Source organism: Mesorhizobium sp. 113-1-2 (genome assembly GCF_016756475.1).
GTDB lineage: Bacteria > Pseudomonadota > Alphaproteobacteria > Rhizobiales > Rhizobiaceae > Mesorhizobium > Mesorhizobium loti_C.
The window spans coordinates 6,588,126-6,602,011 of the sequence record NZ_AP023242.1 but is presented as its reverse complement, the minus strand read 5'-3'; the positions used below and the strand labels follow the sequence as shown (position 1 = coordinate 6,602,011).

15 protein-coding genes are annotated in these 13,886 nt (G+C 61.0%); 4 read left to right on the top strand and 11 right to left on the bottom strand.

The window, feature by feature from the left end; translation table 11 throughout:
• The first annotated feature begins 2 nt into the window (after positions 1-2).
• The 4 genes from JN279_RS32005 (at position 3) to JN279_RS31990 (ending at position 2,797) form a co-directional block, all read left to right on the top strand.
• Positions 3-335: a DUF6455 family protein gene (locus JN279_RS32005; RefSeq protein ID WP_244734216.1), complete on the top strand. Its 333-nt coding sequence runs from the start codon at positions 3-5 to the stop codon at positions 333-335.
• Positions 336-526: 191 nt separating this feature from the next.
• The gene (gene ccmI / locus JN279_RS32000; protein ID WP_202351178.1) at positions 527-1,660 is read left to right on the top strand and encodes a c-type cytochrome biogenesis protein CcmI; all 1,134 of its coding nucleotides are present in this window, start codon (positions 527-529) and stop codon (positions 1,658-1,660) included.
• Positions 1,661-1,663: 3 nt separating this feature from the next.
• Positions 1,664-2,107: a cytochrome c maturation protein CcmE gene (gene ccmE / locus JN279_RS31995; protein ID WP_202351177.1), complete on the top strand. Its 444-nt coding sequence runs from the start codon at positions 1,664-1,666 to the stop codon at positions 2,105-2,107.
• A 138-nt stretch (positions 2,108-2,245) separates the two neighbouring features.
• Positions 2,246-2,797 (top strand): hypothetical protein, encoded by a 552-nt coding sequence (locus JN279_RS31990; RefSeq protein WP_202351176.1) that lies wholly within the window; start codon positions 2,246-2,248, stop codon positions 2,795-2,797.
• Positions 2,798-3,020: 223 nt separating this feature from the next.
• Here the strand turns inward: JN279_RS31990 and JN279_RS31985 are convergent, their stop codons facing one another.
• The 11 genes from JN279_RS31985 to JN279_RS31935 form a co-directional block, all read right to left on the bottom strand.
• Positions 3,021-3,719, bottom strand: coding sequence for a CBS domain-containing protein (locus JN279_RS31985; protein ID WP_096454957.1), 699 nt, complete (start codon positions 3,717-3,719; stop codon positions 3,021-3,023).
• 308 nt (positions 3,720-4,027) lie between these two features.
• The gene (locus JN279_RS31980; protein ID WP_202351175.1) at positions 4,028-4,723 is read right to left on the bottom strand and encodes a CBS domain-containing protein; all 696 of its coding nucleotides are present in this window, start codon (positions 4,721-4,723) and stop codon (positions 4,028-4,030) included.
• 64 nt (positions 4,724-4,787) lie between these two features.
• On the bottom strand, positions 4,788-4,952 hold the full coding sequence (gene ccoS, locus JN279_RS31975; RefSeq protein WP_202351174.1) for a cbb3-type cytochrome oxidase assembly protein CcoS: 165 nt from the start codon (positions 4,950-4,952) through the stop codon (positions 4,788-4,790).
• Positions 4,949-7,231, bottom strand: coding sequence for a cation-translocating P-type ATPase (locus JN279_RS31970; protein WP_202351173.1), 2,283 nt, complete (start codon positions 7,229-7,231; stop codon positions 4,949-4,951). The genes ccoS and JN279_RS31970 overlap by 4 nt, the downstream gene beginning before the upstream one ends.
• Entirely contained in the window at positions 7,228-7,725 is a 498-nt protein-coding gene (locus JN279_RS31965) for a FixH family protein (protein ID WP_202351172.1), read from the bottom strand. Before JN279_RS31965 ends, JN279_RS31970 begins: the two co-directional genes overlap by 4 nt.
• Positions 7,722-9,287, bottom strand: coding sequence for a cytochrome c oxidase accessory protein CcoG (gene ccoG / locus JN279_RS31960; protein ID WP_446720377.1), 1,566 nt, complete (start codon positions 9,285-9,287; stop codon positions 7,722-7,724). The genes JN279_RS31965 and ccoG overlap by 4 nt, the downstream gene beginning before the upstream one ends.
• Positions 9,288-9,448: 161 nt before the next feature.
• Entirely contained in the window at positions 9,449-10,312 is an 864-nt protein-coding gene (gene ccoP / locus JN279_RS31955; RefSeq protein ID WP_202351170.1) for a cytochrome-c oxidase, cbb3-type subunit III, read from the bottom strand.
• Between the two features lie 2 nt (positions 10,313-10,314).
• On the bottom strand, positions 10,315-10,464 hold the full coding sequence (locus tag JN279_RS31950; protein ID WP_202351169.1) for a cbb3-type cytochrome c oxidase subunit 3: 150 nt from the start codon (positions 10,462-10,464) through the stop codon (positions 10,315-10,317).
• A 10-nt stretch (positions 10,465-10,474) separates the two neighbouring features.
• On the bottom strand, positions 10,475-11,206 hold the full coding sequence (gene ccoO / locus JN279_RS31945) for a cytochrome-c oxidase, cbb3-type subunit II (RefSeq protein WP_202351168.1): 732 nt from the start codon (positions 11,204-11,206) through the stop codon (positions 10,475-10,477).
• Between the two features lie 10 nt (positions 11,207-11,216).
• The gene (ccoN, locus tag JN279_RS31940) at positions 11,217-12,827 is read right to left on the bottom strand and encodes a cytochrome-c oxidase, cbb3-type subunit I (RefSeq protein WP_202351167.1); all 1,611 of its coding nucleotides are present in this window, start codon (positions 12,825-12,827) and stop codon (positions 11,217-11,219) included.
• A gap of 240 nt (positions 12,828-13,067) precedes the next feature.
• Positions 13,068-13,781, bottom strand: coding sequence for a Crp/Fnr family transcriptional regulator (locus tag JN279_RS31935; RefSeq protein WP_096458786.1), 714 nt, complete (start codon positions 13,779-13,781; stop codon positions 13,068-13,070).
• Positions 13,782-13,886 lie beyond the last annotated feature (105 nt).

Genomic DNA, 13,886 nt, shown 5'->3' with positions numbered 1-13,886 from the left:
AGATGATCCAGATCAATGTCGAACACCACAAATTGGCTACAACCGCAGGGAAAGGAGTGAGCGACATGAGTCTTCTCGATTACTTGATCACGGTTGACGCGAGAACGGCCTTGATGGGCCGTATGATGCGCAAACTGGGGGTCGACAGGCAGCTGAAGGTCGTCGCGGATCACGTTGCAGTCTCGAATCGTGCCGTGGACAGATGCCGGTCTTGCGGCCATCAGGACGAATGCGCGGCTTGGCTCGACGAAACGCAGCACGCCGATCATCCTCCTGCCTATTGCCGCAACAGTGACTTGATCGCGCGCTTGCAGTCTATTTCGGACCATCGCTAATGCAGACATCTCGAGGCGGTCATGAAAGCCGGAAGGTCCCGTAGGCTTGCTCGCCAAAATCCGGCCGAACGCTGACAAACCGCGTGGCGCGGACGATGTAAAATCCACCCGAACGGGTTGGTCCAGATCCATCCGCGGTCATGATATCGTTCTCAGTATTGGCAAGCGGGCCTGCCTCAATTGGAAGAGCCATGCTGTTCTGCGTCATAGCCGCAACCCTCACGCTCGGCGCTTGCCTGGCGGTGCTTTTGCCGCTGATCGGAGGGATCAAGGGCGGTCCCGCCGCCGCGGATCACGATCTCGAAGTCTATCGCGATCAGCTTGCCGAACTCGGCCGTGACGTGGCGCGTGGCCTGATCCATTCGGCAGAGGCGGAGGAAGCGCGCGCCGAGATCGGCCGCCGCATCTTGCGTCTCGCTGCCGCCGAGTCCAGTGCGGAAACGAAACGGTCCACGCGCGTCACGCAATTCGTGGCGACAGTCGCGGTCTTGGCAATACCGTTGGTGAGCTGGGGCCTTTACGGCAAGCTCGGTTCGCCGGCTCTCCCCTCGCAGCCGCTGGCAGCAAGGTTTGCCAACAGCCCCACCAATTCCTCCGTGGACGCGCTGATCGCCCGCGCCGAAGCCCACCTTGCCGCCAACCCTGCCGACGGCAAGGGCTGGGACGTGCTGGCGCCCGTCTATCTGCGCCTGCAGCGCTTCCCCGCGGCGGTGACCGCCTATCGTAACGCGATCCGCCTAAACGGCAGCAGCGCCGCTCGCCAGACGGGCCTCGGCGAAGCGATCGCCAACGCCGCCGGCGGCATCGTATCGGCCGACGCGCAAGCCGCGTTCCAGGCGGCGCTAACGCTCGATCCCGCAAACGCCAAGGCAAGCTTCTACCTGGCGATGGGCTTGGCGCAGGAGGGCAAGAGGGCGCAAGCCACCGCCGCCTGGCAAAAGATGCTTGAGACGCTGCCGCCCGATTCTCCTTGGCTTGGCGCCGTCCAGCAGGCGCTCGGGCAGGCGGCCGAACCATCGGTTGCCGCCGAAGCCCCGGTCAACGGCCCGGACGCCCAGCAGATGGAAGCGGCACGACAGATGCCGCAGCAGGACCGCCAGGCAATGATTGAAACCATGGTCGCCGGCCTCGATAGCCGGCTGAAGCAGAATCCGCGCGACCTGCAGGACTGGATGCAGCTCATTCGATCCTATGCCGTGCTCGGCAAGCCAGTGCAGGCGCGCGACGCGCTCAGCCGTGCCTTAGCTGCCTTTGGCGCTGGCAGCGACGAAGCCAGGAAATTCACCGCCTTTGCCGTCTCGCTCGGCGTAACGGCGACGGAGTAAGATATGACGCGAAAACAGAAGCGATTGTCGGTGATCGTGGCCGGACTGGCCTTTCTGGGCGCAGCTACCGGTCTAACCTTCTACGCGCTCGGCCAGAAGGCTTCCTATTTCTACATGCCTGCCGAGCTCGCCACGGCAACCGTCCAGCCCGGCCAGCGCATCCGCCTTGGCGGCCTCGTCGAAAAGGGCACCATCGTGCGCGGGGAAGGCACCAGCGTCGTCTTTTTCGTCACCGACGAGCAGAAGTCGGTAAAGGTCACCTATACCGGCATTCTGCCTGATCTCTTTCGCGAGGGGCAGGGCGTCATCACCGAGGGCGCCTTCGGTCCGGATCACGTCTTCATCGCGGACAGCGTATTGGCCAAGCATGATGAGCGCTATATGCCCAAGGAAGTCGCCGATGGCTTGAAGGCCAGGGGCGTTTGGGAGCAAAGCAAAAGCGAGTAGGGCCTCGACCAGCTTTTGGCCTTCGGGAGGCCGATACCGCATCGGGCAGCACCATGTTGACGCTTGAGTTTTGACGCGTATCAACGCAACCGGCGCTTTTGCAGTCGATGGTGGTCTTGCATCCATAGGATAAGAAGTTTGGACCCCCTCGTTCTTTTCGAAGCCTTTCTGCTCTTTGTCGCGCCGGGGCCAACCAACGCCCTTTTGCTGGCGGGAGGCGTCAAGCGGCATAGGGCGTTGACGCTTTTGACTGCGCAGGCATGCGGATATGGGGTTGCTGCCGCCTGCTGGTTTTCGCTGCGTCCGTGGATGCCGCCCGGGGCAAGCGAAACCCTCAAGCTTATCGCAGCTCTGTGGCTTGGAGCCCTCGGGCTACGTCTCCTTTTGAGTACCAAGATCCGTTCGCCCAGAGAAGGCGGCGGAATTTCCGTGCTCACAACCAGTGCTATCAATCCAAAGGCGTTCATCTACTGCCTGGCAATCGTGCCAACGGATAGCGGGCCACGTTCGCTGGCGATCTATTGGATTGTATTGCTCCTCGTCACGCTTGCCACCGGGTCGGTGTGGGTTCTGCTTGGCAGGAGGCTTGGCGACGACGGAAGCCTAGCAGACAGGGTCGCTGGCGCGGCGCTCATTGCGTTCGCGCTTCTGCTGGTAAGACCATTGATGATACAGTTCACCGCGACCTGAGCAGAAAGGGCGAAAGCGGCGGAGGCTTACCCCGCTATGCGCTGGCATTTTGTCGCGGGCACATGACGAGCGTCCTATGCCCAAGGCGTGTGGCTTAATGCCTGAAGTACGAGGGGGAGCTCGGCAGGGGAGCAAGGCGGACGACAAGCCGTTCACCGAGATTGCTTGGCTGCACGCGAGCGACCACTGCCTGTGGCTAAGGACATCAGCCGAAGCTTAAGGTCTAAGAAACGAGAATGACGGACACGGGTCCAGCGCAGAAAAGACTGTCCTTTACCGATATGACTCCGGGGACGTTTTCCGCGGCCACGATCGCCGCCTGGCGTTCGCGCTCGTCGAATATGGCGCCGCTCAGTTCCACCGCGCCATTTTCCACGGCGACGCCGACCATGTCGGCTCGAGCCCATTTTTGTACCGAGAGTTCTGCGACAATCCTGTCTCGTATCTCCTCGTCGCTGGCCGCAGCTGACGACGTGTTTGACAAGACGCCCGCCAACGCGCGAACGAGATCGGAGCGGGTGATAATGCCAACCACCTTTCCCTCGGCGACGACCGGAATGCGCTTGAAATTGTGACGGGTCATCAGATCGACGACTGCTGCAAGTGACGTTGTGGGCGTTGCGGTGACGACGCTGTCGCTCATCACCTCGTCGACGCGCCGTGCGTTGGCCAGGACATATTCTTCGGCGGCCTTCCCCGAACTGATCAAAAATTCCAGCCAGCGTGGGCGCTTGCGCTCGGTGCCCAGTTCTCGGCGGCGAAGGAAGTCGCCCTCGCTGACAATGCCCCTGAGTTCACCGTCGCTGCTAACAACGGGAAGGCCGCTGATCTTGTTGGCAAGCATTAGTGCCGCTGCATCGGCGACTGACGCAGAAGGGTGAATTGCAATAACCGGTGTCGTCATAATCGCTTCGGCTTGCATGGTTGCCTCCTGGGATAGTTTCCCTTTTCATATCGAGATCTCGGTCCCTCCGTCCTTGATCTGAATCATTTCGAACCGCTAACCTCGCGGCTGAGAACCGGTGCCGCGATCATTGCGTCCCGACCATGCCGGGAGAGTCCACCATCGCATTCACCACAACGGCGTCTTGATTGCCGCCAGCGTGCTCGCCAAGCAGGACGAGTGCCATATATGCCGAAGAAAGTCGCCGACGACTTCAAGTCCAATGGGAAGTGGGAGGAAAGCAGAACCGGCACGGCTCGGCTTTGCGTTGCCGCCTTTTCTTGCAGCTACGAAACCATCGTGACCGAGAACGGATCTCTGCGGAAGTTGTCCCTCACTTGCCGGACGCCGGCAACGTTTTCCGCCGCAACGATTGCTGCCTTGCGTTGACGCTCGTCGACAATAGCCCCCGTCAGTTCGACAACGCCCTCGCTGACCCTGACATCAATCGAGTCACCACCACTCCACGATTGGCCCTGCAGTTCGGCAAGTATAGCCTTGCGGATCAGGCCGTCATCGGTTGACGTGGTGTCCTGTTTAGGCAGGGCACCGATCAGGACAAGCAGCAAATCAGTTCTTGTAATGATGCCGACGACCTTTTCCCGATCGACAATAGGCACGTTGTTGATGCGGTGTTGCATCATCAGGTCGACAATATCTGCAATCGAGGCGCTTGGAGGCCCGAAAATGACGTTTGTGGTCATCACCTCGTGGACGATGCGTCCGTTCGAACGAACATAGTCGTTGGCGATTGTACCTGGCCCGAGATCAAACTCCAGCCAACGAGGACGCATCCGCTCAGTCCCAAGTTCCTCTCGGCGCAACAAGTCGCTTTTGCTTAAAATGCCAACCAGGGCACCGTCGCTATCCATCACGGGGAGGCAGCTGACTTTGCTTGAAAGCATGAGCTCGACCGCTTCAGTGATCGTCGCGTTCCCATCCGTCGTGATGACCGGCTTGGTCATTATGGCTTCGGCTAGCATTTTCACCCTCCGATTTTTCGTCAACGACAATGGGACATCGCGACCCGCGGCGCTTTGATCTGGGTCACTTGGAACGAGGGGCCGCGCCGTCATCGCGGTCGATGAGAATGCGCTCGGCGGCGCCATCGAGGTCCTCATACTGACCGCTTCTTAGGGCCCACAAAAAGCCGGTAAGTCCAAGGGCACCAAGAAGGAGTGCTACCGGGATGAGGTAGACGAGTGTGGTCATGATGGTTGCGCCGCTACGTGTGTACCTGCGCGCCGGCCTGGCTTGGTGCCGGCGAACGACAGACCCTTGAAGGCCTGCAGGCGCATGGCGTTTCCAATCACGATCAGGGATGAGGCGGACATCGCGATAGCCGCGATAAGTGGCGTCACATGTCCGGTGATGGCGATCGGAACGGCAATTGCGTTGTAGATGATCGCGATGGCAAGGTTCTGGCGGATCAGATGCTTGGCCTTGCGCGACACTTCGATGGCGAGCGGCACGGCGATAAGGCTCTCGCGCAGGAAGACGAAGTCAGCGACGTTGCGGCCGACATCGGCGGCCGTCGCTGGGGCGATCGAGACGTGAGCGGCCGCGAGCGCCGGCGTGTCGTTGAGCCCGTCACCCACCATCAGCACCTTATGGCCCGCCCTCGTCAGTGCCTCGACGCATTCGACCTTGCCGGAGGGCAGGAGCGACGGGACGTAGTCCTCGATACCCAAAGTGCCGGCGACTTCGCCGCAGGCCTTGGCGGTATCGCCAGACAGCATCTGGATCGAAACGCCGCTGTCGTTCAGTTTCTCGAGCGCCAGCCTGGCATCGGCGCGCACGGCATCCTCGAATGCGAAAGTGGCGACGATCATCCCATTCTTGGTCAGCACTGTCCCACCATAGCCGCCAGCTTTGCCTTCGCCGCCGGTCCTTGCCTTCCAGCCTGCCCAACCGCGGCGGCCAAGCCTCCAGGTGTTGCCCTCGGTGACGGCCTCCATGCCGAAGCCCGGGTGCTCGCTGACCGCTTCGAGCTTGGGTTGTGCGGAGGAACTCGCAAAGCGGGCTATCGCTTTTGAAAAGGGATGGCGGGAATGCGTGGCCATGTCGGCCGCGATCGCCAGCATTGTCGGGTCGATGGACGAAGCGTTGATCAGCCTCGGTTGCCCCAGCGTCAGCGTTCCAGTCTTGTCGAACAGCGCGGTGTCGACCATGGCCAGACGCTCCATGGCCGAACCGTCCTTGACCATCACGCCGGCTTCGAACAGACGCCGCGCCGCGACAACCTGAACGATCGGCACGGCAAGACCCAGCGCGCATGGGCAGGTAATGATGAGAACCGCGATCGCGATCGTCATTGCCTGGTGCCAGTCGCCGGCTGCCGCCATCCAGCCGAGAAACGTCAGCAAGGCGGCAAGATGGACAACGGGCGCATAGAGGGCCGAGACCCGATCGGCAATCCTGCGGTATTTCGATCGACCGCCCTCGGCGGCTTCCATCAACCGGACCATTTCCGCCAGGAAGGAATCCTTCGCGGCGGCTGTCGCTTCCATCGTGAGGGGACCGGTGAGATTGAGCATGCCGGCCTGGATGTGCGCGCCAGTACCGACGGTCCTGGGCGTGCTCTCGCCTGAAACCAGCGAGCAGTCGAGATCCGAGGTGCCGCCGAGAATGGTGCCGTCAACCGGGATTCGCTCTCCGGCCGCGATCAACAGCTGCATATGCGGCAGGATCTCGCCGACCGGCAAATATTCGCGGACGCCTTCACCGCGCAAAATGACGGCGCCGCGCGGTGCCAGCCGCGACAGGCCGTTGACGGCCGTCCGCGCCCGCTCGCGCATGACGTGGTCGAGCGTGCGACCAATCAGCAAGAAGAACAGCAGCGATACGGAAGCATCAAAATAGGCGTGCTCACCGTGGTTGATCGTCTCGTAAAGGCTCATGGCGTAAGCCAGCGAAACGCCGACCGCGATCGGCACGTCCATGTTCATGCGGCCATGGCGGAGCGCGTTCGCCGCCGAACGGAAATAGATTCCACCGGCAAAGAACAGGGCCGGGACGGCGATCAGCGCCGAGACCCAGTGAAATAAGTCACGCGTCGCGCCCTGGGCGCCGGACCAGACCGAAACCGACAACAGCATGATGTTGCCAGCGGCAAAACCGGCGACCGCGACGGCGCGGATAAGTTCGGATAGCGCCTTGTCTTTCCCGACCACCTCGGGATCAAAGAGATGCGCTGGGTATCCCGAGCGGCCAAGGGTTGCGAACAAGGGCGGCACCTCGTCACCGTGCCAGCGCACCGATACGCGCTTCGTCGACAGGTTGACGCGAGCGCTTTCGACGTGCTCGAGCCTGGAGAGTGCCGTTTCGATCGTGTGGATGCAGGCAGCGCAATGAACGGATGGCACCGAAAGGTCGGTCTGGTGGAGGTCACCACCGAGCGCTCGGCTCGCCAGTTTGATCTCGGCGCTCGATGGCATGACGGCGATGGTATAGTCCAATGCCATTTCAGCGCCGGGTGCGCAGCAGCTCATGGCATCGTCCCCTTGGAAATCATGATCCTGCGTACATCGCGATAGGGCTCGGCCAGGCCGGCATCGGCATCGATCTCGACAATCCAGACACCGTCCTTCGGAGTATGCCGGGCACTGAATTCCTGAGCCGGGCCTGCCGCCAAAATGACAACCTTGTCCTCTGCCTCATAAGCAGGATGGCGAAACAGCACCTTTACCGCGCGCAAGGTGACCGGCTTGCCGGTCGCGTCGGTCAATGAATAGCCGACCTCCCCGGAAGCGATCGTCAATTTGGCCGTCCAGCCAAGGGCTGCCTGGGCGCGTCCCTCCCTGGCTTTCTGGTTGAATTGCTGGCTGGCGACATAGGTGTTCTCGACCACCAGCCCGGTCCAGCTTGTGCTTGCGAGGGTCGCCATGGTGACGTTGACGGCGATGACGACGGCAAAGAAACCGACGATCGTGAACAGCATGTGCTTGCCGGTGAATTCGCGGACTTTCTGTGGTTGGGCGCTCACTTGACGATCTCCGGTGCATTGAATGTGGCGATGTATTCGGCAGACTCGACGCCGCCCTGGTCCTTGATCCGGAATTTGAATGTCTGCGCGGCGCTTGCGACCTGCCCCGCCGGTTGGCGCACAAAGACCTTGAGCATCTTCAACCGGTCAGGGTCGGCCATTGTCGTGAACGACTGGGCCGCCGGGAGATCGATACCAACAGCATTCATTTCGGCGCCCGGCAGCCCCTGCAGGCTGACCTCGATCGTCCGCGGCTCTGGGATCATGTTCAACAGCTTGACGGTATAGCCGTTGCGTATCGAGCCATCCGACAAGGTGACGAATTGCGGATTACGGTCATGCAGGACATTGAGTTCGAGACGGTCGCGCGTCACCACCGAATAGACCAGCGCCAGTCCGATCGCCGACCATGTGCCGAGATAGATGTATGTGCGCAGGCGGAAGATGTTGCGCAGATGGAAGTGGGCCAGGCCGTCGGCGAACGTCCCCTTGGCCGTCCTGACGAGAGCCGGGTTCACCGGCGTGGTGCCGCCGGCGGTCGCAAGCGACATATTGGCATTGTAGTCCGAAAGCGTGGCATAGGCGATCAGGCCGCGTTCGCGGCCAAGCTTGTCCATGACGCCGTCGCAGGCGTCGATGCACAGCGCGCAGGTGATGCACTCCAACTGCTGGCCGTCGCGGATATCGATCCCCATCGGGCAGACCGCCACACAGGCATTGCAGTCCACGCAGTCGCCCACCGATTGTCCGGCGGCCAGGCTCTTCTTGGCATGCCGCGTCCTCGGCTCGCCGCGCCAGTCATTATAGGTGACGGTCAGCGAGTTTTCATCCAACATGGCGGCCTGGATGCGCGGCCATGGGCACATATAGGTGCAAACCTGCTCGCGCATGAGCCCGCCAAACGTGTAGGTGGTGGCGGTCAGTATGAGAATGGTCACATAGGCGACAGGGGCGGCGGTGCCCCTTGCCACGTCCATGGCAAGCGTTGGCGCGTCGGCGAAATAGAATATCCACGCGCCGCCGGTCGCGACGGCTATCACCAGCCAGATGGCGTGCTTGGATATGCGCAGCATGAGCTTTCGCGCGCTCCATGGCGCGGCGTCGAGCTTGATGCGGGCGTTGCGGTCACCTTCGATGGCGCGTTCGACAACCAGGAACAGGTCGACCCAGACCGTCTGTGGGCAGGCATAGCCGCACCAGGCGCGCCCGACCGTGGAGGTGACGAGGAAGAGGCCGACGCCTGCCATCATCAAGAGCCCGGCGACGTAGTAGAATTCTTGAGGCCAGATCTCGATGAAGAAGAAATAGAAGCGGCGGTTGGCCAGATCGAGCAGAACGGCCTGGTGGGGAGCAAAGGCGCCGCGATCCCAGCGCAACCAGGGGGTCAGGTAGTAGATGCCGAGCGTGATGGCCATTACCAGCCATTTGAACTGACGGAAACGCCCGGAGGCCCGCTTGGGGAATATCTTCTTGCGCGCGGCATAGAGGGGCTGTCGCGTCTTGGCCGAGTTGACCGCCTCGGCCTCGAGCCGTTCGACCTGCGTTTGATCCAACACGTGCATTCTCCAACGGGGCAACGACAATGCCTGGCGGATGTTCTAGCCGCCGGTCACGCCACACCGCGTTGATGCAGGTCAAAGCGCGGGTGGAAACAGATCGAGGCCCGGCGCTAGCCGGGCCTCGTCGCCTGTACGGTAAGGGCCAGAGAATAGCCCCCCGTTTTCTATTCTCCACCGCCAAGCGAATGCACATAGACCGCCAGCTCCTTGACCTTGGTATCGCCCAGGCGACCAAGCCAGGCCGGCATGACGCCGTGCTTGGGCGCACGCACTTGCGCCGCGATGGCCGTCTCACCCGATCCATAGAGCCAGATGGCGTCGGTCAGATCTGGTGCGCCGAACTCCCTCTTGCCCTTGGCGTTGTCGCCGTGACAGGCCACGCAATTGTCCGCGAAGACCTTGGCGCCGGGCGTGACCAGGCTCGCATCCCCGACCTTGCCCGAGAGGCTGGCGACATAGGCGCTGACCTGAGCGATCTGGTCAGGGGTAATGATGTCGGCGAAAGCAGGCATCTCCGATGCCCTGGTATCCGGGTCGGACGTGAAGCGGATACCATGCATGATCGTTTGCTGGATCTCGTCGGGCTTGCCGCCCCATAGCCAATCGTCGTCGTTGAGGTTCGGAAAGCCCTTCGATCCTTGCGCGCCCGAGCCATGGCACTGGACGCAATTGACCTTGAACGTGGCTGCGCCGGCCGCAACCGCGAATTCGCGCAACGCGTCGTCACTCAGGATCTCGGAAACTGATTTGTCCTGGATGGCGGCGACGAATTTGCCTTTGGCTGCTTCCGCAGCGGCGAGCTCATTCTTCATCTCGTTGCGCGAAGAATAGCCCAGCACGCCTCTTGTGGCGGAACTCAGCAGGGGCCAAGCCGGATAGGCGATCGTGTAGGCGGCGGCCCATGCGATCGTGATGTAGAAGGTTATCACCCACCACCGCGGCAAAGGGTTGTTGAGCTCCCTGATCCCGTCCCATTCGTGACCGGTCGTCGAAATGCCCGAGACTTCGTCGATATGCTCGTTGCTCATGGTCAGTCGTCCTTAAGCGGGATTTGGGCAGCGTGATCGGCCTGCGTCTTGCCGCCTGGACGGAGCGCGAAGGCGATACAGCCGACGAAGAACAGCGCCATGGCAAGCAGGCCCCAACTGTCAGCGAATTCCCGCATCAAATTGTAGTCCATTGTCTGTCCCTCAACGGTATCCAGCGGCTTCGTCGTAGTTCTTGAAATCGACGAGCGTGCCCAGCACCTGCAGGTAGGCGACGAGAGCATCCATCTCGGTAACCTGCTGCGGATTGCCGTCCAGATCCCCGACTTTTGCCTTCGGATATCGCGCCAGCAGCGCGGTCGCGTCGGCGTTGGGATCGGCTTGCGCCATAAGATCGGCGTTGGCGTGGGAGATCATGTCGTCGGAATAGGGCACGCCCACACGCCGATTGGCGACGAGGTGGGTGGAGAAATCCTTCACTTCGATCGGGTTATCCTTCAGAAACGCGTAGCTCGGCATGATTGACTCCGGCACCACCGAGCGAGGATCGGTCAGATGCTGGACGTGCCACGTGTTGGAGTAGCGGTCGCCTACACGTGCCAGATCAGGGCCGGTGCGCTTGGATCCCCACTGGAACGGATGGTCGTACATCGACTCCGCCGCCAGACTGTAGTGACCGTAGCGCTCGACCTCGTCGCGGAACGGCCGGATCATCTGACTGTGGCAGAGATAGCAGCCTTCGCGGACGTAGATGTTGCGTCCCGCGAGTTCGAGCGGCGTATAGGGTCGCATGCCATCGACCTTCTCGATAGTATTATCGAGGTAGAAGAGCGGCGCGATTTCGACGATGCCGCCGACAGTCACGACCAGCAGCGATCCGATCAGAAGAAGCGTGGCGTTCTTCTCGATGATCGCGTGTTTGTCCATCAAGCCCATGACTGGCTCCTTATTCGGCAGGCTGGAGAGCGGGTACGGAACCCGGCATAGGTTGTTCTTCGCGCTGGTGGCCGAGGATCGTCATGGTGACGTTCCAGGCCATGAGCAGCGTGCCCGAGAGATACATCGCGCCGCCGACGGCACGCATGATGTAGTAGGGGTGCATGGCTGCCACGGTTTCGGCGAAGGAATAGACAAGGAAGCCCTGCTCGTCGTACTCGCGCCACATCAGGCCCTGCATGATGCCGGAAACCCACATGACGGCGGCGTAGACGACGATCCCAAGTGTAGCCAGCCAGAAATGCCAGGTGACAAGCCGCAGGGAATAGAGCCGCTCACGGTTCCACAGCTTCGGCACCATGTAGTAGATCGCACCGAACGAGATCATGCCGACCCAGCCGAGGGCGCCTGAATGGACATGACCGATCGTCCAGTCCGTGTAGTGCGACAGCGAATTGACCGTCTTGACCGACATCATCGGGCCTTCGAAGGTCGACATGCCGTAGAAGGCGATGGCCGCGACCATCATGCGAATGATCGGGTCGGTTCGGATCTTGTCCCAGGCGCCCGAGAGCGTCATCAGGCCGTTGATCATGCCGCCCCATGAGGGCATCCAGAGCATGATGGAAAACACCATGCCCAATGTCTGGGCCCAGTCGGGCAGGGCAGTGTAGTGAAGATGATGAGGCCCGGCCCAGATGTAGAGGAAGATCAGTGCCCAGAAGTGGATGATCGACAGTCGGTACGAATAGACCGGCCGGTTCGCCTGCTTGGGCACAAAATAATACATCATGCCAAGGAATCCAGCGGTGAGGAAAAAGCCGACCGCGTTATGCCCATACCACCACTGGATCAGCGCATCCTGCACGCCGGAGAAGGCAGAATAACTCTTCGAACCGAGGAATGAGACCGGCATCGAGAGGTTGTTGACGACGTGCAGCATCGCCACGGTGATGATGAAGGACAGGTAGAACCAGTTGGCGACATAGATGTGCGGCTCCTTGCGTTTCAGGATCGTGCCAAGGAACAGGATGAGATAGGCGACCCAGACGATGGTGAGCCAGATGTCGACATACCATTCGGGTTCGGCGTATTCGCGGCTCTCGGTAATGCCGAGCAGATAGCCGGTCGCCGCCATGACGATGAAGAGCTGGTAACCCCAGAACACGAACCAGGCGAGATTGCCGCCGAACAGGCGCGTACGGCATGTGCGTTGCACGACATAGAGTGACGTGCAAAGCAGCGCGTTGCCGCCGAAGGCAAAGACCACGCCGGATGTGTGCAGCGGCCGCAAGCGGCCGAAGTTGAGCCATGGCTGGATGTTGAGGTCAGGGTAGGCAAGCTGCAGAGCAATGACCACGCCGACCAGCATGCCGACGACGCCCCAGAACACCGTTGCGATCGTGCCGTACCGGACCGGCCCATCCATATAAGCCGAAGGGTCGACTGGAACCTCTGGCTTGAAATCCGAATTGCGCAACAAGATGGCGGTGAAGCAGGCCAGCACGAGGAACAGCACCCACATATGCTGACGGAACGGCGCATCGACGCCGAAGCCCGCGGCGACAAATGCCCCGAACGCAAACAGGCTTAGAAGGAAAATCTCTCTGCCAAACTTCATCGCAAGTCCCCATCTCGAATGGCCGGCAGAATGACCGCCAACAACACCAATTCGGAATTCTGGTCCCCGCGGCCTTGATCCAGGTCAAACGCAGGCTGCTTTTTTGATTGAAGGTCACCGGAATCCGCCACCAAACCCGAAGCGTCGACCGCGAGGCGGCAACGCGCGACCGGCAGTGCCGAAGGCGCGCAATTCCGAGAAGCCGGGACAGGCTGCGGAAGAGAAGCCGTAGTGCGCCGTTCAATCTCCGCAGCGTTCATCAAGCTTAGCGAGGCTCTCCAGGCTGATGTGCCGCTTGTTTGCAATCCGGATCACGCCGTCGGTGCGCAGCCGTGTCAGTTCGCGGCTCACAGTCTCGATCGTCAATCCGAGGAAATCACCGATATCCGCCCGCGTGAGCGGCAGGTCGAAATTTGTCGAGCCTTTGGGATTGTTCGCGGCATCCATGTTTGTGGCGATCATCAGCAGGAAGCTTGCTACTTTTTCCGAGGCGGTCTTGCGCCCGAGCGCCGCCATCCAATTGCGTGCTTCGTCGAGTTTCCTGAGCGTATGCTCCAGCAGGACACGCCCAAGTGCCGGCGTGTCCTCCATCATTCGCTCGATGATCGCCTTTGGAAACGAGCAGAGCTCAACCGTCGTCAAGGTGCTGGTCTTGATTGGCCATCGTGCCGTGCACGGCCTGCCCAGAAAATCGCGGGCGAAATGGAACCCGACAATCTGCTGACGGCCATCCGAAAGGTTCCTGGTGAGCTTCACCACGCCGGACAAGACGATTGAGTAGGTTTCATCGTCGGACAGGTCTGATCCAGCCGAAACCTGATGCCTTGATGAGACTTGGGCCAATCGGGCGCGTTGGCTGGCCTTGAGCGCACCGCACAGTCCACCTTGCCCGGCTTGGCAGGATTTACAGGTCGCCGGAATGTCAGCGTGTTGAGTGTCCTGTCTGCCGGCCATCGTGTCGCCCATGATCAATAGGGGCAACTAGTTGCGCTGATTGTGGCCTGCACCGCCTTGATCGAGATCAAAGGCCGGGGATCAGCCGGCTGCCGGTGATCGGTC

Excerpts from the sequence above, each read along its gene's own strand:
- JN279_RS31970 (WP_202351173.1), bottom strand. The coding sequence starts at position 7,231 with ATGAGCTGCTGCGCACCCGGCGCTGAAATGGCATTGGACTATACCATC.
- JN279_RS31985 (WP_096454957.1), bottom strand. The coding sequence starts at position 3,719 with ATGCAAGCCGAAGCGATTATGACGACACCGGTTATTGCAATTCACCCT.
- JN279_RS32005 (WP_244734216.1), top strand. The coding sequence starts at position 3 with ATGATCCAGATCAATGTCGAACACCACAAATTGGCTACAACCGCAGGG.
- ccmE (WP_202351177.1), top strand. The coding sequence starts at position 1,664 with ATGACGCGAAAACAGAAGCGATTGTCGGTGATCGTGGCCGGACTGGCC.
- ccoS (WP_202351174.1), bottom strand. The coding sequence starts at position 4,952 with ATGACCACACTCGTCTACCTCATCCCGGTAGCACTCCTTCTTGGTGCC.
- ccoN (WP_202351167.1), bottom strand. The coding sequence starts at position 12,827 with ATGAAGTTTGGCAGAGAGATTTTCCTTCTAAGCCTGTTTGCGTTCGGG.
- ccoG (WP_446720377.1), bottom strand. The coding sequence starts at position 9,287 with ATGCACGTGTTGGATCAAACGCAGGTCGAACGGCTCGAGGCCGAGGCG.
- JN279_RS31950 (WP_202351169.1), bottom strand. The coding sequence starts at position 10,464 with ATGGACTACAATTTGATGCGGGAATTCGCTGACAGTTGGGGCCTGCTT.
- JN279_RS31980 (WP_202351175.1), bottom strand. The coding sequence starts at position 4,723 with ATGCTAGCCGAAGCCATAATGACCAAGCCGGTCATCACGACGGATGGG.
- ccoO (WP_202351168.1), bottom strand. The coding sequence starts at position 11,206 with ATGGGCTTGATGGACAAACACGCGATCATCGAGAAGAACGCCACGCTT.
- ccoP (WP_202351170.1), bottom strand. The coding sequence starts at position 10,312 with ATGAGCAACGAGCATATCGACGAAGTCTCGGGCATTTCGACGACCGGT.
- ccmI (WP_202351178.1), top strand. The coding sequence starts at position 527 with ATGCTGTTCTGCGTCATAGCCGCAACCCTCACGCTCGGCGCTTGCCTG.
- JN279_RS31935 (WP_096458786.1), bottom strand. The coding sequence starts at position 13,781 with ATGGCCGGCAGACAGGACACTCAACACGCTGACATTCCGGCGACCTGT.